Below are 19,360 nucleotides of genomic sequence, written 5' to 3'. Positions count from 1 at the left end.
CCTCAGTTCAGGCTGTGCTCGACCGCGAACTTGACGCTCGGGGCCCACACCGCGCGCAGCTCGCCGAGCAGCACGGCCTCGCGCGTCATCGACCGCCGGACGAGCTGCAGGCGCTCCATGGGGCAGGTCTGCTCGAGCAGCTCCTGGCGGTCCGAGAGCGGTAGCAGGCAGTCGCCGGCCAGGATGTGCGCGAGCTCGGGGTCGGCGACGTCGGGGGCCGCCTCCTCGGTGAGCTCGGCGGGCATCTCGCCGTCGCCGCCGCCCTGCTGGCGCCAGGCGGTGGTGCAGTACCGCCGGTGCGCGGCGCGCGCGGCCATCGCGAACGGGGCGAGGTCCTGCTCGTCGTCGTCCTCGTCGTCGGGCAGCCACTCGACGTTCGCGACGAGGTAGGGAGCGGTCGTGTCGTCGACGTCGACGAGACGGAACCGCCGGTCGCCGGTGGTCTGGATGTCGAACCGGCCGTCGGGCAGGCGGCGCACCTCGCGCAGCGACGCGGTGCAGCCCACGTCGTGCAGGCCGCCGCGGCCGTCGTCCGGGCTCCAGCCCTCCCGGACCGCGACGACGCCGAACTGCTTGCCCGGGATCGCGCCCGTGACCAGGTCGATCGTCAGCTGGCGGTAGCGGGGCTCGAAGATGTGCAGTGGCAACGAGGCGCCCGGGAGCAGCACGGTCCCCAGCGGGAACAGAGGCAGCGTCTCGACCACGGCGCCCACGCTACGACCACCACGGGCTCGGCGCCGGGTGGCGCGGTGCGGGTTCTCAGCCGGGCTCGCCGGGTGGTCGGAGCGCGGCGAAGGGGTCGGTGACGCGCAGTCCGCGCTCCGAGAACCGGAAGACCGCCGCCGGGCGGCCGCCGGCGGGGCCCGACGCCGCGGTCTCGCCGGTGGGCACGAGCACCCCGCGCCGGGTCAGCACCCGGTGCAGGTTGGTGGCCGAGACGCGGTGCCCGAGCGCGGCGGCGTAGAGGTCGCGCAGCTCCGAGACGGTGAACGCGGCGGGCGCGAGCGCGAACCCGATGTTGGTGTAGGAGAGCTTGGCGCGCAGGCGGTCGAGGCCGTCGCGCGTGATGGCGCCGTGGTCGAAGGCCGTCTCGGGGAGGCGGTCGACCCGGTGCCAGGCGGTGTCGTCGGGGACGGCCGGGTCGGCGTCGGTGGGCACGAGGCCGAGGAAAGCCGTCGCGATGCGCCGCGGGGGCGGGCCGCGGTGGGGGTCGGAGAACACGCCCAGCTGCTCGACGTGGGCGACCTCGGCGAGGTCGACCTTCTCCGCGAGGTGTCGGCGCACCGAGGCCTCGACGTCCTCGTCGGGCCCGAGGCGTCCGCCGGGCAGCGACCAGCGACCGGCCTGCGGCTCCCGCGCCCGCTGCCAGAGCAGCACGCTCGGCACGGCGCCGGTGATGCGCAGGACGACGGCGAGCACGTCGTGCGCGTACGTCCCCGCTTCCCCGCCCGCACCAGCCGTCTCCACGGAGAGTGATCGTAGGCGTACCAGCGAAGTGCCGTTGCAGACGCTCAGCGTCCCGGATCCAGCACAGCACGCCGATAGGGGCACTTCGCTGACAACCCTGGGGTGGTCCACGCCACGCGGGGTGACCGGGCTCTGGCGCGAGGGCGGGGCGGGCGGGTACGGTCGACCACGTTTTCGACCAATAGGCGAAAACCACCGAGACCGGCCGCCCTCGACGCCGAGGGGTCGCCGGGGGAGGAGACGGCGATGACCGTCACCGCTGCCACGGACCTCGTCGCACCGGCCGCCGCCGGTCCGGGGTGGGCCGAGGAGATCCGCCGGCTCGCCCGGGAGCGCGACGCCGTGGTGCTCGCGCACAACTACCAGCGCCCCGAGATCCAGGACGTCGCCGACCACACCGGCGACTCGCTGGCCCTGAGCCGGATCGCCGCGGCGAGCGACGCGAGCACGATCGTCTTCTGCGGCGTCCACTTCATGGCCGAGACCGCGAAGATCCTCGCCCCGGGCAAGACGGTGCTCATCCCCGACGAGCGCGCCGGCTGCAGCCTCGCCGACTCGATCACCGCCGACGAGCTGCGCGCCTGGAAGGCGGAACACCCCGGTGCCGTCGTCGTCAGCTACGTCAACACCACCGCCGCGGTGAAGGCCGAGACCGACGTCTGCTGCACGTCGTCCAACGCGGTCGAGGTCGTGCGCTCGATCCCGGAGAACCAGGACGTCCTCTTCCTCCCCGACCAGTTCCTCGGCGCCCACGTCAAGCGCGAGACCGGCCGGGAGAACCTGCACATCTGGGCCGGCGAGTGCCACGTCCACGCCGGGATCAACGGCGCCGAGCTCACCGCCCGGGCCCAGGCCGACCCCGAGGCCGACCTGTTCGTGCACCCCGAGTGCGGCTGCGCCACCAGCGCGCTCTACCTGGCCGGCGCGGGCGCCGTGCCCGCCGACCAGGTCCACATCCTCTCGACCGGCGGCATGCTCGACGCCGCCAAGAACACCACCAAGCGCAGCGTGCTCGTGGCCACCGAGGTCGGCATGCTCCACCAGCTCCGCCGCGCGAACCCCGAGGTCGACTTCCGCCCGGTGAACGACCGCGCCGCCTGCGGCTACATGAAGATGATCACGCCTGGTGCTCTGACGCGGGCGCTGGTGGAGGGCCGCGACGAGGTCCACGTCGACCCCGAGACGGCGGCCCGGGCCCGCGGCGCCGTGCAGCGGATGATCGAGATCGGCCGTCCGGGCGGTGGCGAGTGAGCCGGGACGCGGAGCAGTGGAGGGAGCACGCCGACAGGGGAGCCGGACCATCGGGCTGGGAGACGTCTGCGGACCTCGTCGTCGTCGGCTCGGGCGTCGCCGGGCTCACCGCGGCCCTGGCGGCGCGACGGGCCGGGCTGCGCGTCGTCGTCGTCACCAAGGACGTCCCCGAGGAGGGCAGCACCCGCTGGGCGCAGGGCGGCATCGCGGTGGTCCTCGGTGACGTCACCGGCGACACCGTCGGCGCGCACCTGGGCGACACGGTCGCCGCAGGCGGCGGGCTCGTCGACGCCGTCGCGGCCGGGACGATCCTGCGCGCGGGCCCGGCCGCGGTCGACGCGCTGCGCACCGAGGGCGCGGTGTTCGACGGGCCACCGGAGAAGCTCGCCCGGGGCCGGGAGGGCGGCCACTCCGCCTACCGCGTCGTCCACGCGGGCGGCGACGCCACCGGCGCCGAGGTCGAGCGGGCCCTGCTCGCCGCGGCGCACCGCGAGGAGCTGACGGTGCTCGCCGGGCACGCGGCGATCGCGGTGCTGACGGGCGCCGACGGCAGCGTGCGCGGGCTGGAGGTCCGCGACGCCGCCGGCACCGCCGGGCGCCTCGCCGCTCCCGCCGTGCTGCTCGCGACGGGGGGCGTCGGCGGGCTCTACGAGACGACCACCAACCCCGCCGTCGCGACGGCCGACGGCTGGGCGCTGGCGCTGCGGGCCGGCGCCACGCTCGCCGACGTCGAGTTCGTGCAGTTCCACCCGACGGCGCTGTTCACGGGTCGGTCCTCGACGGGCCGCGCGCCGCTGGTCACCGAGGCCCTCCGCGGCGAGGGCGCGGTGCTGCGTGACACCACGGGCGCGTCGGTGACCGCGGGCGTCCACCCCCTCGGTGATCTCGCCCCCCGCGACGTCGTGGCCGCCGCCATCACCCGGCGGATCTCCGAGCTGGGCGCCGAGCACGTCTGGCTCGACGCGACCGGCGTCCCCGAGGTGGCCGCCCGCTTCCCGACGGTCGCCGCGGCGTGCGCCGCGATCGGCGTCGACCTCGCGGCCGACCCCGTGCCGGTCCGCCCCGCGGCCCACTACTCCTGCGGGGGCGTGGTCACCGACACCCGCGGGCGCACCGGGGTCCCGGGCCTCTGGGCCGCGGGCGAGGTCGCGCGCACCGGGCTGCACGGCGCCAACCGGCTCGCGTCGAACAGCCTGCTCGAGGGCCTGGTCGTGGGCGGGCGGGCCGCCGAGGACATCGCCCGCGCGCTGGCCGGGCCCCGCCGGCTCGCGGCGGCGAGCGAGACCGCGGCACCGCCGATCCCCGTCGCCGACCGTCGCGTCCTGCAGGCGGCCATGACGCGGGGTGCGGGGATCGGGCGCGACGCCGCCGGGCTCGCGGCGGCGTCGGACGCGGTCGAGGGAGCGAGCGCCGTGCGGGTCCCGCGGACGTGCGCGCAGGTCGAGGACGCGAACCTCACCCTCGCCGCCCACGCCCTGCTGGCCGCCGCCGGCTCGCGCACCGAGACCCGCGGCTGCCACGTCCGCCACGACCACCCGGCCACCGACGACCACTGGCAGCGCGCGTCGAGCACCGTCGTCCTCGACGGTGACGGGCGCCTGCACGTCGGCACCACCGACGCCCGCCACGGAGGTGTGGCATGACCGCGGCCCCCGCGCTCCCGGAGACCCTCGACCCGGCCGAGGTCGACGCCGTCGTCGCCCGCGCGCTGGAGGAGGACCTGCGCGACGGCCCGGACGTCACGACGACGGCCTGCGTGCCCGAGGGCAGCGTCGCCGTCGGCGAGTTCCGCACCCGCCCGGCGGGCACGCTCGCCGGGGTCGGGGTGGCGGTGCGGGTGCTCGAGCGGGTGTGCGGGCCCGACCTGGAGGTCCTCGCGGCGCGCGCGGACGGCGACCGCCTCGACCCCGGCGACGTCGCCCTCGCCGTCCGGGCGCCGCTGCGCACCCTGCTGACCGCCGAACGGACCGCGCTCAACCTGCTCGGCCAGCTCTCGGGGGTCGCGACGGCGACGTCGGCGTGGGTCGACGCCGTCGCCGGCACCGGGGCGCGCATCCGCGACACGCGCAAGACGGTGCCGGGGCTGCGGGCGCTGCAGAAGTACGCCGTGCGCTGCGGGGGCGGGGTGAACCACCGCATGTCGCTCGGCGACGCGATCCTGATCAAGGACAACCACGTGGCCGCGGCCGGGTCGGTGACCGCGGCGTGGCGGGCCGCGACGGCGGCCGCCCCGCACCTGCCCTGCGAGGTCGAGGTCGACTCGTTCGAGCAGCTCGAGGAGGTGCTCGGGCTGGGGGTCGAGCTCGTGCTGCTCGACAACTTCACGCCGGAGATGACGATGGAGGCCGTGGCCCGCCGCGACCGGAGAGCGCCCCGGACCGGCCTCGAGGTCTCCGGCGGCCTGACGATCGACACGGCCGCCGCCCACGCCGCGGCCGGCGTCGACTTCCTCGCCGTCGGCGCCCTCACCCACTCCGCCCCGGTCCTCGATCTCGGCCTGGACCTCCGTACGTGAGCGGAGTTCCGGGCTATAGCCCCAAAGTTCGCTCACGTACGGTCGTCGTCGGTGGCGGCATCGCCGGGGTGTCGGTGGCCGCGGAGCTCGCGCGGGACCGGGACGTCGTGCTCGTCGAGGCGGAGCGCGAGCTCGCCCGGCACACCACCGGGCGCTCGGCGGCGAGCTACATCCCCGGGCACGGGGCGCCGCCGGCGCGGGCGCTCATCGACGCGTCGTGGGACCGGTTCACCGCCCTCGCCGACGAGGCCGGCCACCCGTTCCTGCGCCCGCGGGCCTGCCTGCGGGTGGCCCACGACGACGCCGAGGAACGCACCCTGCGCGACGAGATCCTCCCGCTCGCCGGGGTCGACGAGCTGACCGTCGACGAGGCGGTGGACCGCTGGCCCGCCCTGCGCCCCGACACCCTGCACGCGGCCGCCGTCGTCGAGGACGCCCAGGACGCCGACCCGCTGGGCCTGCACCAGCACTACCGCAAGGCTCTCCGGGCCCGCGGCGGGACGATCCGCACCGGCGCCCCGGTGACGGCGATCGACCCCACGAGCACCGGCTGGCGCGTCACCCTCGGCGAGGAGCGGATCGACACCGACGAGGTCGTCCTCGCCGCCGGCGCCTGGACCGACCGGCTGCTCGCCCTCGCCGGCGCCGCACCGGTGGGCCTGCGTCCCCTCCGGCGCACGATCGCGGTCGCGCGCATCCCCGAGGGCGCCCCGGTCCGCCGCGACGACCCGTTCGTCGTCTCCGCCGGCGAGCGCTGGTACGTCAAGCCCGAGGGCGAGCACCTGCTCGTCTCGCCGTCCGAGGAGACCCCGGCCGAGCCGGGCGACCCGCGCCCCGACGAGCTGGACGTGGCCTCGGCCCTGGAGAACGTCAACGCGGTGACCACGCTCGGCCTGCGGTCGGTCGTCACGAGCTGGACGGGGCTGCGGTCGTTCGTGGCCGACCGCGCGCTGGTGATCGGCGACCGGCCCGAGCACCCCGGGCTGCACCTGTTCGCCGGCCAGGGCGGCTCGGGCATCGAGACCGCGCCCGCCGCCGCGGAGCTCGCGGCCGCCGTGATCCGTGGGCACGCACCGCCCGCCGACGTCCTCGACGCCCTCGCCGCCCACGGGACGGACCTCGACGCGGTGCTCGCCACCCGGATCAGCGCCGAGGACGGCGGTCGTTAGCCTTCCCCCGTATGGGGGAGACCTCGAGGTTCCGGCGCGCGAGCGCCGTCGTCCTGGCCGTGCTCGCGCTGGCCCTGGCCGGATGCGGCACGAGCGACGGGCCGGCGCCGGCCGCGCCGGAGAGCAGCGCGCCGGCCGCTCCCCGCAACCCCGGCCCCGGCGAGCTCGCGCCCCTGCCCGCGCGCGGCGCGCAGGACGGGCAGCGCATCTGCGGCAAGACCGAGTCGACGCCGGTGGCCGGCGGGCGCTTCGAGGTGCAGAACAACGCGTGGGGCGACGACACCCCGCAGTGCACGACGGCCTTCGACACCGGGTTCTCGGTGGATGCGCAGCACGCCAAGGACTCCGGCCCGGCGGCGTACCCGTCGATCGTCATGGGCTGCAACTACGGCACCTGCACCCGCGACGCGCCCTTCCCGCGCCCGGTCGCCGACCTCGGCGACATCCGCTCGAGCTGGGCGGTCACGACGCCCCGGCGCGGCGACTACAACGTCGCCTACGACGTGTGGCTCGACCCCACCCCGCGCCGCGAGGGCGCCAACACCGGCGCCGAGCTGATGATCTGGCTCGACCGCACCGACCGCGTCCAGCCGATCGGCGCCGAGCGGGGCACCGTCCAGATCGGCGACGCGCGGTGGGCGGTGTGGACCGGGGAGAACCAGGGGACGCCGGTGATCTCCTACGTCCGCGAGGAGGCGACGAGCCAGGTGCTCGACCTGCCGATCACCGACTTCGTCACCGACGCCACCCGCCGCGGCGTCGTCCAGCCGACCTGGTTCCTCACCAACATCCAGGCCGGCTTCGAGCCCTGGATCGGCGGCGACGGCCTGACCACCGACGCCTTCGCGCTCACCCGGAACGGGGTCTGAGACCCGAAAGAGTCGATCTCTTACGAGTGGGGCCGTTCCCCCACATGGCACGACGACCGTAACTTCTGCCGCGACGAACGGTCGAGACGCGAGGATGGCGGCAGATGAACGGTCGACGACGGGCGATGAGCGGACTGATCGTGGTGCTCGCGGCCGTGCTCTCGGTGCTGCTGGGCGCGGGCCCTGCGACTGCCACCACACCTCGGGTGGACGGCACGCGGGTCTGCGACAAGTTCGGCTCGACGCCCGTCGAGGGCGGCCGGTACGAGGTGCAGAACGACGTCTGGGGCGCCGACACCCCGCAGTGCGTCACGGCGTTCGACACCGGCTTCGTCGTCGACCCGGCCGACCACCACAAGGAGGACGAGCCGGCGGCGTACCCGTCGATCGTCTGGGGCTGCAACTACGGCAACTGCACCAAGGACAGCCCGTTCCCCCGACCGGTCTCGCAGCTCGCCGGCCTGAAGTCGTCCTGGGCCGTCACCGTCCCCCCGACCGGCGACTACAACGTCTCCTACGACCTCTGGATGGACCCGACGCCCCGGCGCGACGGCCGGCCCACCGGGCTCGAGCTGATGATCTGGCTGCGCCACACCGACCGCGTCCAGCCCATCGGCGAGAAGAAGGCCGAGGTCGACATCGCCGGCACGACATGGGACGTCTGGCTCGGCGCCATCGACCTGCCGACGATCAGCTACGTCCGCCACGACCCCACCGACGAGGTCCGCGACCTGCCGCTGGACCAGTTCGTCACCGACGCCCAGAACCGCGGCGTCGCGAAGCCCGAGTGGTACATGACGAGCGTGCAGGCCGGCTTCGAGCCCTGGATCGGCGGCGCAGGCCTCGCGACCCGGTCGTTCGCCGCGAGCCTGCCCGACGCGTCACCCGCTCCCTGACTCCTCGCGCAGGGCGTCGATCATCCGACGGTCGCGCTTGGTGGGACGCCCCGCACCCCGGTCGCGCACGGCGACGGGCGCGGGGCGCTCCTCCGGCGGGGGCGGGGGCGTGGTGTGGTCGACGTAGCACGTGACGGCCACCGGGGCGCCGACACGCTTCTCGATCACCCTGGTGACCTCGACGATCCGTGGGATCTCGTAGACCCGGGTGCGCACGGTGTCCCCGGGCTTCACCGGCGTGGCGGGCTTGGCCGGGGTGTCGTTGACGCGCACGTGCCCGCCGCGGCAGGCGTCGGCGGCGTCGGCGCGGGTCTTCGTCAGCCGGACCGCCCACAGCCAGCGGTCGACGCGCGTGGACTCCATCGCTCCCCAGCATGGCACCGCGCCCCACGGGATATCCGGGACAACGTGCAGCACGGCATCATGATGTTCCCGACCGACTACGCCATCGACCCGGCCGAGCTGGCCCGGGAGGTGGAGAACCGGGGCTTCGACTCGCTCTGGTTCCCCGAGCACAGCCACATCCCGACCAAGCGAGAGTCGCCGTACCCCGGCGGCGGCGACCTGCCTCGGATGTACATCCACACCTACGACCCGTTCGTCGCCCTCACCGCCGCGGCGGCCGCGACGTCGACGCTCAAGGTCGCCACCGGCATCTGCCTGGTCATCCAGCGCGACCCGATCCACACCGCCAAGCAGGTCGCGAGCCTCGACCGCCTCTCGGGCGGGCGCTTCCTGTTCGGGATCGGTGCGGGTTGGAACCGCGAGGAGATGGCCCACCACGGGGCGAACCCGAAGACCCGCATGCGGCTCATGGCCGAGCAGGTCAAGGCCATGAAGGAACTGTGGACGCAGGACGAGGCCGAGTACCACGGCGAGTTCGTCGACTTCGACCGCAGCTGGGCCTGGCCCAAGCCGGCCCAGCAGCCGCACCCGCCGGTGTACGTCGGCGGCATGGGGCCCGGCGTCGAGGACCGCATCCTCGACTACGGCGACGCCTGGCTGCCGCAGCGGGTCGGCCCGGACAACATCGGGCAGTTCGAGGAGCGCGCGAACGCCCTGCAGCAGAGGGCGGCGGACGCCGGCCGCGGCCCGGTCCCGATGTCGCTGTTCGGCGCCGAGAGCTCGCCCGAGGCCCTCGACGGCTACCGCCGGATCGGTCTCGAGCGCGCCATCCACGGCGTGAGCTCGTCCGACCGCGACACCGTCCTCAAGGAGCTCGACGAGCTCGCGAAGGTGACGGGCTAGCGCCCGTGCCCACCCTCGACGCCGACGACGCGCGCCGCCGGTTCGCCGCGGCGCGCGTCGCGCGCCTCGCCACCGTCTCCGGCGACGGGCAGCCGCACCTCGTCCCGGTGGTGTTCGCGGTCGAGGAGGACACGGTGGTCATGGCGGTGGACGCCAAGCCCAAGCGTCACCGCGACCTCAAGCGCCTGCGCAACATCGCCGACAACCCGGCGGTGTCACTCCTGGTCGACCGCTACGACGACGACTGGGACGCGCTGTGGTGGGTGCGCGCCGACGGCACCGCCACGGTGACCGACGCCGACGACGTGCTCGCCCACGCCCGCGAGGCCTTAGGCGCGCGCTACCGCCAGGACCGGGAGTCCCCGCCCGAGGGGCCCGCGGTCACCGTGGAGGTGACGCGCTGGTCGGGGTGGTCGGCGATCTGAGCCCCCACAGCGCCGCGAGGACCAGCCCGGGGAAGCGCCCGGCCGGGACCAGCCACACCGCCCCGGGCCGCAGCCACCACAGCGGGGACGCGATCCCGGCCGCCCCGGCGGCCAGACCGGCGACGACCGCGGGGCGGGGGAGCCGGCCGTCCTCGCCGCCGGCGAGCACGAGCGCACCGGTCAGCAGCCCGAAGCCGACGCCGTGGACCGGCCCGCCCGCCGCGAAGGCCAGGGCGGCACCGCGGCGCAGCTCGTCGTCGCCGTCGGTCCGCGTGAGCGTCGCGGCCGTGAGCGCGGACGTCGCGAGGGAGCCGACGGCCACCGTGCCGCCGACCGCGGCCGCCGCCCGCAGCCACCGTCGGCGGGTGGTGCGGGCGACGACGGTGGTGAGCCGGGCGAGGGCGGCCGTGGAGACGAGCTGGCCGGTCGCGCTGATGCGCGCCGCCGCGGGCCGGCCCCGGTAGTAGGCCCGCAGGGCGGCCGCGTCGGCGCCCGGACGCGGGAACGGCACGTCGGCGACGGCGAGACCGGCGGCGACCCCGGTGAGGAAGCTGCCGCCGACCAGGGGACCGGCGATCGCGCCGGGTGCCGGGCTCATCGCTCGTCCCGGAACCGCGCGAGGTGGCGGGCGGCCCAGGCGACGAACGTGGCGGGCGGACGCCCGGTGACGCGCTCGACGGTGTCCAGCACGGCGGTGCCGTCCTCGGTGTCCTCGCTGCGGGCGAGGATCGCGTCGACGACGTGCGCCGGGAACCCGGCGCGCACCATGCCGGCGCGCACGCCGTCGAGCGGCGGCTCGACGGCGCGCAGCGGGCGGCCGAGCAGCTCGGCGAGCACGGCCAGCTCGTCGACCGGGGTCAGTACCTCGGGCCCCGAGAGCTGGTAGGCCGCGCCCGCGTGCCCGGACGTGGTGAGGGCGACCGCGGCGACGGCGGCGATGTCGGCGGGATCGGTGGAGGCCGCCGGCCGCCGCGCGAAGGGGATCGCGACCTCGTCCCCGCGCCGCATCTGCGGGATCCACTGCAGCGCGTTCGCCATGAACCGCCCGGGCCGCAGGAGGGTGGACGGCACGCCGCTCGCGGTCACCGCGTCCTCGACCGCGCCCGACCACGCCGCGATGACGTCCTCGCCCTCGCCGCCGCGGTACACCGACAGCAGCACCAGGTGCCCGACGCCGGCCCGCACGGCGGCGTCGACGAGCGCCGGGACGTGGGTGGGCCGCGGCGCGCTGCCGACGGGCTGCGCCGACATGAGGAACGCCCGGTCGGCGCCGGCGAACACCGCGTCGAGGCTCGCGGGATCCTCGGCGTCGCCGCCGACGACCTCCACGCCGTGCGGCGCGTCGTAGGCGTCGGGACGGCGGGTGACGGCACGGACGGGGTGGCCGTCCGCGGCGAGGCGGTCGACGAGCTCGCGGCCGACGTGGCCGGTGGCTCCGGTGACGACGATCATGACCGGTCTCCGTTCCGTGCGGGTCCGGCCGTCACGAGGACGGCGGTGACGACGGCGGCGGCGATCAGGGCGACCGCGCCGCCGCCGGCGGCCGCGACGGCACCGCGGGACGACGCGGCGGCACCGGCGCCGAGGGCCGCGGCGGCCGCCGCCGTGTTGAGCACCGAGACGCCCACCGCGCCGCCGACCTGCTGCGACGCCGAGACGACCGCGGCGGTGACCCCGGCGTCGCGGGGCCGGGCGCGGGAGGTCGCCAGGCTGACCGCCGGCGTCATCACCGCGCCCATGCCGACGCCGAGCAGGAGCTCCGCCGGCAGGACCGCGCCGGCGTAGCCGTCGGCGGGGGACAGGCGCGTCAGCAGGAGCATGCCGGCCGCGGCCACGAGCAGGCCGGGGACGATCAGGGTGCGCGGCGCGACGTCGGCCATGACGCGGCCGACGACCTGCGCGCTCGCGAAGAGCGCGGCCGACAGCGGCAGGAAGGCGATCCCGGCGGCGAGCGGCGCGAAGCCCAGCACGACCTGCAGCACGTACGTCAGGACGAGGAATGCGCCGAGCATGCCGGCCATCGCGAGGCCGACGGCGAGGCACGCGCCCGCGACGTCCCGGTCGGCGAGGATCCGCAGCGGGAGCAGCGGGTGGGAGGTCCGGCGCTCCCGCACGACGAACGCCGCGAGCAGCACGGCGCCCCCGGCGAGCAGCGCGAGCGTCACCGGCGACGACCACGACCGCAGGGCCGCCTGCGAGCAGGCCCCGAGCACGGCGACGAGCCCGCCGGTGACGAGGACGGCGCCGGCGACGTCCCAGCGGCGGTGGTCGCCCGACCCGTCCGAGACCGGCAGCACCCGCGCGCCGAGGCCCGCGACGAGAGCGATCGGCACCGCGGCGAGCAGGCACCCGCGCCAGCCGACGCTCTCGGTGAGCACCCCGCCGAGCACCAGCCCCACCGCGCCCCCGCCGCCGGCGATCGCCCCGAACACGGCGAACGCGCGACCCCGCTCGCGGGGCTCGGTGAACGTCGTGGCGAGCAGCGCCAGCACGGTGGGCGCGAGCAGGGCGGCGAACGCACCCTGGGCGCCCCGGGCGATCGCGAGCAGCGTCAGGTCCGGCGCCAGGGCGCCGAGTGCCGACGCCGCGGCGAACCCGGCGAGCCCGACGCGGAACGTACGGGTGCGTCCGAGGTGGTCGCCGACGCGCCCGCCGAGCAGGAGCAGGCCCCCGAAGGCGGCGGTGTACGCCGTGATCACCCAGTGCCGCTCGGCGTCGGGGAACCCGAGGCCCGCCTGCGCGGACGGCAGCGCCACGGTCATCACCGTGGCGTCGAGGGCGATCATCATCTGGGCGACGGCGACGACGGCGAGCGCCCACCAGCGGCGGGGTGAGGCGAGGGGCGGCGACGCGGGCGGGACCTCAAGGGGTGCGTGGCTCATCGGGACCTCCAACGACGACGTCCCTATCGTTAGATGTCTAACGGTTAGCTGTCAATCCCTTAGCCATCGAACGATGAGCTACGCTGTCGCCGTGCCCGGACCTCCCGCCGACCCGCCCGTGGGTCTCGTCCTGACCGGCGCCGCCCGCGAGGTCGGGCGGGCCTTCGACGCGGCGCTGACCGCGGCGGGCGGCTCCCTGTCGACCTGGCTGGTCCTGCTCTCGCTGGCCACGCGCGCGACCGCGAGCCAGCGCGAGCTCGCCGAGGCCGTCGGCATCCAGGGCGCGACGCTGACCCACCACCTCGCCGGCATGGAGCGCGACGGCCTGGTGACCCGGCACCGCGACCCGGCCAACCGCCGCGTCCACCGCGTCGAGCTCACCGAGGACGGCCGTGCCGCGTTCCACCGGCTGCGCACGGTCGCCGTCGAGCACGACCGCCGCCTGCGCGACGGCCTCACCGACGCGGAGCTGGAGACCACCCGGCGCGTGCTCGCCCGGATGCGGGCCAACGTCAGCCCGGCCTGATCGTCCGCGGCCTGATCGTGCGGTGGTGGGCGAAGAGCCGCCGCTCGCGGGCCGTCACCGTGGCCATGACGTCGTCGCGGCGGGGTGTGGTGACCGCGCGCCGGTACTCCTCGGTGGCGAACACCTCCGGGCCGTCGAGCTCGTGCACCGCCAGCCGGTCCGGCCCGTCGCCCTCGACCCGCCGGAACCGGGTCGCGCGCCGCCATCCCGGCACGGCCGCGAGCAGCGGGAGGTGCTCCTCGGCGTACCAGGCGTCGAGCGCTCCGGGATCGGTGCCGGTCAGTCCGACCGTGAGGAGCAGGGGAGCGGGACCGGGCGCGGGCGGGCCCGCCCCGTCGAGCCGGGCGTAGACACGCCGGTCGAGGGCGGCCAGCCGCTCGACCAGGGCGGCCTCGGCGGGGCTGCGCACCCGCAGCGCGGCGTACTCCGGTGAGGCCAGGGCCTCCAGCCGCAGCGGGTAGACGGCCAGCCAGCCGGGCTCGAGGTCGTCGACGGCGCGGAAGCGCTCCGCGCCGAGCACGCCCGGCAGGGCGGCCCGTGCCGGCGCGTGGTCGGTGTCGTACCAGCGGTGGAACTCGTCGTCCGGCACGTCGCCGGGCGCCGACAGGACGAGGAGCAGGCCGTCGGCGTCGCTCACGGGAAGTCGAAGCAGGCCGTCGGGTTCTCGACGAGCAGCCGGTGCCGGTCGGCCGGGTCCGGCGCGATGCGCTCGACGAGATCGACCAGGTCGCCGTCGTCGGGGACGTAGCCGGTGGTGTTCGGGTGCGGGAAGTCGGTGCCCCACACCACCCGCTCCGGGGCGCCGCGGACGAGCAGCGCGGCCAGGTCGGCGGCGTCCGGGAGGCCGCCCGGCGAGCCGGCCAGGCGGTCGGTGCCGGACGTCTTGACCCACACGTCGCCGGTGTCGAGCAGGCGCCGCAGCGCGGTGACCGCGGGGGAGTCCGGGCCCGCCGCCAGGTCGACCCGCGCGAGATGGTCGACCACCACCCGCACCGGCAGCGAGCGCACGAGGTCGGCATGCTCGGCGATCCCGTCGCCCGCGACGTGCAGGGCGAGGTGCCACCCGTGGGGAGCGACGAGGCGCACGATCGCGGTGATGTCCTCGGGCGACGGAGCGGCCCCGAGGTGCGGGGTGAAGTGCAGCCGGGCGCCGCGGACCCCCGCGTCGTGGAGACGGGCGACCTCGGCCGGCAGCGTGTCGGGCCGGATCAGCGCCACGCCCCGGTAGCGACCGGCTCCCTCCTCGAGCGCGGCGAGCAGCGCGGCGTGGTCGGTGCCGTGCACCGCCGACTGGACGATCACCGCGCGCTCGAGGCCGAGGAGGCGGTGCCGCGCCTGCAGGTCCGCCAGCGGCGCCTCGGGCGGGGTGAAGGTGCGGTCGTCGGCGTAGGGGAACCGCGCGACCGGGCCGAAGACGTGGCAGTGGGCGTCGCAGGCGCCGCTCGGCGGGGCCCACGACGGGGCGTGCGGGTCGGGGTGCGGCCCGGGGTTGCGGGCGTCGGGGACGACCGTGGTCATCGGGTCTCCTCGCGTCAGTCGCACCGGGCGGTCATGCCGCCGTCGACGACGATCTCGGTGCCGGTCACGAAGCGGGCCTCGTCGGAGGCGAGGAACAGGGCGGCGGCCGCGGTGTCGCGCCCGTCGCCCATGAACCCGAGCGGGATGCGGGCGAGCCGCGCGGCGAGCAGGGCGTCGACGTCCCCGCCCGCGCGCTGGCCGGCGAGGCGCGCCTCGACCATCGGGGTGTGCAGCTGCCCGGGCACGACCGTGTTCACGCGGATGCCCTCGGGCGCGTACTGCACGGCCGTGACCCGCGAGAGCTGCACGACGCCGGCCTTCGCCGCGGCGTACCCGGCCTGGGCCGACCCGGTCCAGCGCAGCCCGGAGGTGGAGGCGACGTTGACGATCGCGCCCCCGCCGCGCCGGCGCAGGGCCGGGACCGCGTGGCGGCAGCCCAGGTAGGCCGTCGAGAGGTTGACGTCGAGCTGCGCCGCCCACACGTCCTCGTCGAGCTCGGCGACCCCGCCGGCGCGGGACCCGCCGACGTTGTTGACGAGCACGTCGAGACCGCCGAACCAGTCCTCGGCGGCCGCGATCGTCGCGGCGACCTCGTCCGACGCGGTCACGTCCGCGACGTGCGCGGCCACCGTGCCGGCCTCGACGAGGGCGAGGGTGGCGTCGAGCGCCTCCCGGTCACGGTCCACCGCGAGCACCCGCGCGCCCTCGCGGGCGAAGGCGACCGCCGTGGCCCGGCCGTTGCCCCAGCCGTCGCCGACGCTCCCGGCCCCGGTGACGACCGCGACCTTGCCGGCCAGACGTCCGCTCACGCCGCGTCCCGGCGCTCGTCGCCGACCTGCAGGGCGACGAGGAAGCGGGACACCAGGTTGTACGCGCCGACGGTGACCGTCAGCTCGACGATCTCGCGGTCGTCGAAGTGCTCCCGGAGCCCGGCGAAGACCTCGTCGGGGACGGCGACGTCACGGGTCATGGCTTCGGTGTAGGCCAGCGCCGCCGCACGCCGGGGCGTCAGGGCCGCGGGGTCGCGCTCGCCGCGCAGGACGGCGACGTCGTCGTCGCCCAGTCCCGCGGCCCGGCCGAGCGGCTCGTGGGCGTGCCACTCGTAGTCGGCGCCGTTGAGGGCGGCGATGCGCAGGACGGCGAGCTCGCGGACGTCGCCGCCGAGCGTCCCGCCGCTGCGGACGGCGCCGAGCAGGTCGTTCCACCCGTCGGCGATCGGGGGGCTGTGCAGCAGCATCCGGTCGAGCGGGGTGAGCGTCCCGCCGCGGCGGGCGACGATCCGTCCGGCGATCTCCGCGTCGGGTCCGGTCAGCGCGTCCGGGCCGACGTACTCCAGGCGGGGCATCTTCCTCCTCGTCTTCGGTGGTGGTTCCTCAGGTGGCGACCGCGGCCGGTGCCGGGGTGCGCTCCGCGGGCCCGGTCTCCTCGCCGGCGTCCTCGGGGATCTCCGGGACGTCCTCGCCGCGCAGGACCGCGCGGGCCCGGTCGACGTCGAGCCCGTTCTCCCACCGCGCGACGACCAGGCTGCCGAGGATCTGCCCGGACAGGCTCACCAGCCCGCGCATGGTGGACAGGAAGCGGTCGACACCGATGATCAGCATGATGCCGACGACGGGCACGATCCCGGTGGTGCTCAGGGTGGCGGCGAGGATGACGAACCCGGCGCCCGCGACGCCCGCGCTGCCCTTCGAGGTGACCAGGAAGACCGCGAGCAGCGCGATCTGCTGCCAGAGCGAGAGCTCGACGCCGAACGCCTGCGCGATGAACAGCGAGGCGAACCCGAGGTAGAGGCAGACGCCGTCGCCGTTGAAGGCGTAGCCCGAGGGCACGACCAGCCCGACGATCCGCCGGGGCGCGCCGAGGTGGGTGAGCTTGCGCAGCAGCGCGGGCATGACGACCTCGTAGTTCGAGGTGCCCAGGGTGATCAGCAGCTCGTCGCGGAAGTAGCGGTAGAGGCGCAGGACGCGCAGCCCGCACAGCCGGGCCAGCACCCCGAACACCACGAGGCTGAACACGATGCCGGTGACCCAGAACAGCAGGACGAAGTTCCCCAGGCTCACCAGCGTCGACGCCCCGAACTTGCCCGTCGTGTACGCCATCGCGCCGAAGGCGCCCAGCGGCGCCGTGTACATGACCAGGCGGATCATGCCGAAGGTCGCGTCGCCGATCTTCTGGACGGCCGTGACGATGCCGTGGCCGCGGGGTCCCATGGCCTTGACCGCGATCGCGAACAGGATCGACACCAGGAGGACCTGCAGGACGTTGCCCTCGGTGAAGGCGTTGACGACGCCGCTCGGGATGATGTCGACGAGGAAGTCGTACCAGTGCCCGCCCTCGCCCTGGGCCACGTACTGCGCGGCGCTCCCGGACAGGCGCAGCGCGTCCGGGCGGGCGTTCACGCCGTCGCCGGGACGGAACACGTCCATGACGACGAGCCCGACGATCAGCGCGAGCGTGGTGACGACCTCGAAGTAGACGAGGGCCTTCACCCCGATCCGCCCGACCGACGTGAGCTCGCCCGCCGACGCGACGCCGGTGACGATCGTGCAGAACACCACCGGCGCGATGAGCATCTGGATCAGGGCGATGAACCCGGTGCCGATCGGCTCGAGCGCGGCCCCCACGCCCGGTGCGAGCAGCCCGAGCGCGGCGCCGGCGACGATCGCGACGAGGACGGTCATGTAGAGCTTCGTCGTGAAGGCGCTGCGGACGATCGAGCGGACCGACATCGGGGACCTCGCTGTCACCGTGTACGACTGACGTACATTTGTGCGATGGGCGCACACGACCGTGGCGGGCGCGCGCCGCGGTTGTCAAGGGTCAGGCGCGCCGCCGGTGCGAGACTGGCGCCGTGTCCCGCGAGGATCCGGACGTCATCGACTCCGTGGACAAGGCGCTGCAGGTGCTCACGGTGTTCTCCGCCGAGCACCCGGAGCTGTCCGTCAGCCGGGTCGCCGAGCTGACCGGCTTCACCCGCGCCACGTCGCGCCGCATCCTGCTGACGCTGCGCCGCCTCGGGTACGCCGAGGAGCGCGACCGCCGGTTCCGGCTCACGCCGCGGGTGCTGCGGCTCGGGTACGGCTACCTGTCGTCGGCGCCGTGGTGGGAGACCGCGGAGGTGCACATGCGCAGCCTCTCGACGACGTTGCAGGAGTCGTCGTCGCTCGCCGCCCTCGACGGCACCGAGATCGTCTACCTCGCGCGGGTGCCGAGCCCCCGCAGCGTCGCGATCACGCTCAACGTCGGCTCGCGGCTGCCCGCCTACCCGACCTCGCTCGGGCGGGTGCTGCTCGCGGCCCTGCCCGACGACGAGCTCGACGCCTACCTGGACGCCGTCGAGCTGCGCCCGCTCACCGCGCACACCGTCACCGACCCGGCACGCCTGCGCGAGGTGCTCGGGCAGGTGCGCCGGGACGGGTTCTCGCTGATCGACGGCGAGCGGGAGGAGGGCGTGCGGTCGGTGGCGGCGGGCGTGCGCCACCGGGGACGGACCATCGCCGCGCTCAACGTCTCGGTCAACGCGGCGCGGCTGTCGGCCGACGAGCTGCGGGAACGCTGCGCGCCGATGGTCGTCGAGCACGCCGAGGCGATCTCCGGGGAGATCGCCGCGCGCTAACCGGCCTTGCCGACCCGCAGGTGCTCGACGAACCAGTCGCGCGCCGCCGCGGAGCTGATTTCGAAGCCCGGTCCGGTGTAGGCGTCGAAGTGGCCGCCCGGCACGATGACGATCTTCTTCGGGTGGACGGCGGTCTCGTAGGCCGCCGCGGCGAGCTCGCCCGCGATGAGCCGGTCGTTCGGTGTGACGACCATCTGCACCGGCGTCGGCGAGATGAGGGGGAGGAACGCCCGGGGCTCATAGCCCTGGAGCAGCTCGACCGAGCGCAGCGTCACCTCGTTGCGCCACGACGGCGCGCGGTCGCGCTGGGTACGGGTGAACCACTCGTAGGAGTCCGGGGTCGGCAGCGCGGCCGGTGCGGTCGGGTCCTCGGTGACGACGGGCATCATCGCCGGCTCACCACCGCGGGCGCGCTCGAGGCGGTCGGCGGCGAAGGCCTCCCACGTCGGGCCCCACGCGTCGATGCGCACGAGCGACTCGAACCCGCGGCGTCCGGAGACGAGCGGGGCCTGCCCGGACACGGCCTTGACGCGCCGGTCGATCGCGCCGAGGACGTAGACGTGACCACCCGAGTAGCTCGAGCCCCAGGCGCCGATCCGGTCGGCGTCGACGTCGTCGCGGCTCTGCGCGTAGGTGACGGCGTGCTGGTAGTCGCGGATCTGCTCCCAGGGGTCGATCTCCTGGCGCGGCCTGCCGGGTGCGGCGTCCGACGCGCCGAACCCGCGGTTGTCGTAGACGACGCACGCCAGCCCGGCGGCGGCGAAGACCTCCGCGTAGTCGTCGAGGTGCTGTTCCTTGACCGCGGAGAAGCCGTGCGCCATGACCACGCACGGGTGGCCGCCGTTCGCGTCGGCGCCGTCCGGCGCGTAGAACCAGCCCCGCAGCGTCACACCGTCGGCGTCGAAAGAGATGTCCTCGCGCATCGTCGCGCTCCCGTCACGTCGTCCACCCGGACGACCGAGCGTTCCCCGGACGGCG

Annotated in this window: 22 protein-coding genes; 10 read left to right on the top strand and 12 right to left on the bottom strand. The window is 75.5% G+C overall.

Translation table 11 applies throughout. From position 1 onward, the window contains the following. Positions 1-2: 2 nt before the first annotated feature. The gene (locus ACR9E3_RS22005; RefSeq protein WP_460382666.1) at positions 3-704 is read right to left on the bottom strand and encodes an LON peptidase substrate-binding domain-containing protein; all 702 of its coding nucleotides are present in this window, start codon (positions 702-704) and stop codon (positions 3-5) included. A 55-nt stretch (positions 705-759) separates the two neighbouring features. Then, complete coding sequence (locus ACR9E3_RS22000) at positions 760-1,467, bottom strand: NUDIX hydrolase (protein WP_460382665.1); 708 nt, start codon at positions 1,465-1,467, stop codon at positions 760-762. 246 nt (positions 1,468-1,713) lie between these two features. Between ACR9E3_RS22000 and nadA the strand changes: the two genes are divergently transcribed. The 6 genes from nadA (at position 1,714) to ACR9E3_RS21970 (ending at position 8,167) form a co-directional block, all read left to right on the top strand. After that, positions 1,714-2,718 carry a quinolinate synthase NadA gene (nadA, locus tag ACR9E3_RS21995; protein ID WP_460382664.1) on the top strand — a complete coding sequence of 335 codons (1,005 nt, stop codon included), beginning with the start codon at positions 1,714-1,716 and terminating at the stop codon, positions 2,716-2,718. Next, complete coding sequence (locus ACR9E3_RS21990; protein WP_460382663.1) at positions 2,715-4,361, top strand: L-aspartate oxidase; 1,647 nt, start codon at positions 2,715-2,717, stop codon at positions 4,359-4,361. Before nadA ends, ACR9E3_RS21990 begins: the two co-directional genes overlap by 4 nt. After that, the gene (gene nadC, locus ACR9E3_RS21985) at positions 4,358-5,233 is read left to right on the top strand and encodes a carboxylating nicotinate-nucleotide diphosphorylase (protein WP_460382662.1); all 876 of its coding nucleotides are present in this window, start codon (positions 4,358-4,360) and stop codon (positions 5,231-5,233) included. The genes ACR9E3_RS21990 and nadC overlap by 4 nt, the downstream gene beginning before the upstream one ends. Further along, entirely contained in the window at positions 5,230-6,402 is a 1,173-nt protein-coding gene (locus tag ACR9E3_RS21980; RefSeq protein WP_460382661.1) for an NAD(P)/FAD-dependent oxidoreductase, read from the top strand. Before nadC ends, ACR9E3_RS21980 begins: the two co-directional genes overlap by 4 nt. Positions 6,403-6,413: 11 nt before the next feature. Beyond that, positions 6,414-7,271: a GH12 family glycosyl hydrolase domain-containing protein gene (locus ACR9E3_RS21975; RefSeq protein ID WP_460382660.1), complete on the top strand. Its 858-nt coding sequence runs from the start codon at positions 6,414-6,416 to the stop codon at positions 7,269-7,271. A gap of 125 nt (positions 7,272-7,396) precedes the next feature. Then, the gene (locus tag ACR9E3_RS21970) at positions 7,397-8,167 is read left to right on the top strand and encodes a GH12 family glycosyl hydrolase domain-containing protein (RefSeq protein WP_460382659.1); all 771 of its coding nucleotides are present in this window, start codon (positions 7,397-7,399) and stop codon (positions 8,165-8,167) included. Here the strand turns inward: ACR9E3_RS21970 and ACR9E3_RS21965 are convergent. Continuing rightward, positions 8,153-8,530: an RNA-binding S4 domain-containing protein gene (locus tag ACR9E3_RS21965; RefSeq protein WP_460382658.1), complete on the bottom strand. Its 378-nt coding sequence runs from the start codon at positions 8,528-8,530 to the stop codon at positions 8,153-8,155. The two genes, ACR9E3_RS21970 and ACR9E3_RS21965, sit on opposite strands and share 15 nt — an antisense overlap. Before the next feature lie 45 nt (positions 8,531-8,575). Between ACR9E3_RS21965 and ACR9E3_RS21960 the strand changes: the two genes are divergently transcribed. Together ACR9E3_RS21960 and ACR9E3_RS21955 are read left to right on the top strand one after the other, a co-directional pair. Next, positions 8,576-9,415, top strand: a complete 840-nt coding sequence (locus ACR9E3_RS21960) for an LLM class F420-dependent oxidoreductase (protein ID WP_460382657.1) — start codon at positions 8,576-8,578, stop codon at positions 9,413-9,415. Between the two features lie 5 nt (positions 9,416-9,420). After that, positions 9,421-9,840: a TIGR03668 family PPOX class F420-dependent oxidoreductase gene (locus ACR9E3_RS21955; protein WP_460382656.1), complete on the top strand. Its 420-nt coding sequence runs from the start codon at positions 9,421-9,423 to the stop codon at positions 9,838-9,840. On the opposite strand, the gene ACR9E3_RS21950 is transcribed toward ACR9E3_RS21955, so the two are convergent. The 3 genes from ACR9E3_RS21950 to ACR9E3_RS21940 are packed head-to-tail and all read right to left on the bottom strand — an operon-like array spanning position 9,797 to position 12,722. Further along, positions 9,797-10,438, bottom strand: a complete 642-nt coding sequence (locus ACR9E3_RS21950; protein ID WP_460382655.1) for a hypothetical protein — start codon at positions 10,436-10,438, stop codon at positions 9,797-9,799. The genes ACR9E3_RS21955 and ACR9E3_RS21950 overlap by 44 nt on opposite strands. After that, positions 10,435-11,292, bottom strand: coding sequence for an NmrA family NAD(P)-binding protein (locus tag ACR9E3_RS21945; RefSeq protein WP_460382654.1), 858 nt, complete (start codon positions 11,290-11,292; stop codon positions 10,435-10,437). The genes ACR9E3_RS21950 and ACR9E3_RS21945 overlap by 4 nt, the downstream gene beginning before the upstream one ends. Further along, a complete protein-coding gene (locus ACR9E3_RS21940) occupies positions 11,289-12,722 on the bottom strand; it encodes an MFS transporter (protein WP_460382653.1) in 1,434 nt (477 codons plus the stop codon). The genes ACR9E3_RS21945 and ACR9E3_RS21940 overlap by 4 nt, the downstream gene beginning before the upstream one ends. Before the next feature lie 91 nt (positions 12,723-12,813). On the opposite strand from ACR9E3_RS21940, the gene ACR9E3_RS21935 reads away from it, so the two are divergent. Further along, positions 12,814-13,248 (top strand): MarR family winged helix-turn-helix transcriptional regulator, encoded by a 435-nt coding sequence (locus tag ACR9E3_RS21935; protein WP_460382652.1) that lies wholly within the window; start codon positions 12,814-12,816, stop codon positions 13,246-13,248. Here ACR9E3_RS21935 and ACR9E3_RS21930 read toward each other — a convergent pair. The 5 genes from ACR9E3_RS21930 to ACR9E3_RS21910 are packed head-to-tail and all read right to left on the bottom strand — an operon-like array spanning position 13,235 to position 17,495. Next, positions 13,235-13,885 carry a hypothetical protein gene (locus ACR9E3_RS21930; RefSeq protein ID WP_460382651.1) on the bottom strand — a complete coding sequence of 217 codons (651 nt, stop codon included), beginning with the start codon at positions 13,883-13,885 and terminating at the stop codon, positions 13,235-13,237. The genes ACR9E3_RS21935 and ACR9E3_RS21930 overlap by 14 nt on opposite strands. After that, complete coding sequence (locus ACR9E3_RS21925) at positions 13,882-14,766, bottom strand: amidohydrolase family protein (protein ID WP_460382650.1); 885 nt, start codon at positions 14,764-14,766, stop codon at positions 13,882-13,884. Before ACR9E3_RS21925 ends, ACR9E3_RS21930 begins: the two co-directional genes overlap by 4 nt. A gap of 14 nt (positions 14,767-14,780) precedes the next feature. Then, positions 14,781-15,575, bottom strand: a complete 795-nt coding sequence (locus tag ACR9E3_RS21920; protein ID WP_460382649.1) for an SDR family NAD(P)-dependent oxidoreductase — start codon at positions 15,573-15,575, stop codon at positions 14,781-14,783. Further along, entirely contained in the window at positions 15,572-16,111 is a 540-nt protein-coding gene (locus ACR9E3_RS21915; protein WP_460382648.1) for a carboxymuconolactone decarboxylase family protein, read from the bottom strand. Before ACR9E3_RS21915 ends, ACR9E3_RS21920 begins: the two co-directional genes overlap by 4 nt. Before the next feature lie 28 nt (positions 16,112-16,139). Beyond that, complete coding sequence (locus tag ACR9E3_RS21910; RefSeq protein WP_460382647.1) at positions 16,140-17,495, bottom strand: cation:dicarboxylate symporter family transporter; 1,356 nt, start codon at positions 17,493-17,495, stop codon at positions 16,140-16,142. A 122-nt stretch (positions 17,496-17,617) separates the two neighbouring features. Here ACR9E3_RS21910 and ACR9E3_RS21905 point away from each other — a divergent pair, with 122 nt between their 5' ends. Continuing rightward, entirely contained in the window at positions 17,618-18,382 is a 765-nt protein-coding gene (locus ACR9E3_RS21905; RefSeq protein WP_460382646.1) for an IclR family transcriptional regulator domain-containing protein, read from the top strand. On the opposite strand, the gene ACR9E3_RS21900 is transcribed toward ACR9E3_RS21905, so the two are convergent. Continuing rightward, on the bottom strand, positions 18,379-19,305 hold the full coding sequence (locus tag ACR9E3_RS21900; RefSeq protein WP_460382645.1) for an alpha/beta hydrolase: 927 nt from the start codon (positions 19,303-19,305) through the stop codon (positions 18,379-18,381). The genes ACR9E3_RS21905 and ACR9E3_RS21900 overlap by 4 nt on opposite strands. Positions 19,306-19,360 lie beyond the last annotated feature (55 nt).

It is taken from the genome of Actinomycetospora sp. C-140, assembly GCF_054796175.1.
This window is presented reverse-complemented; position numbering and strand designations above follow the sequence as displayed.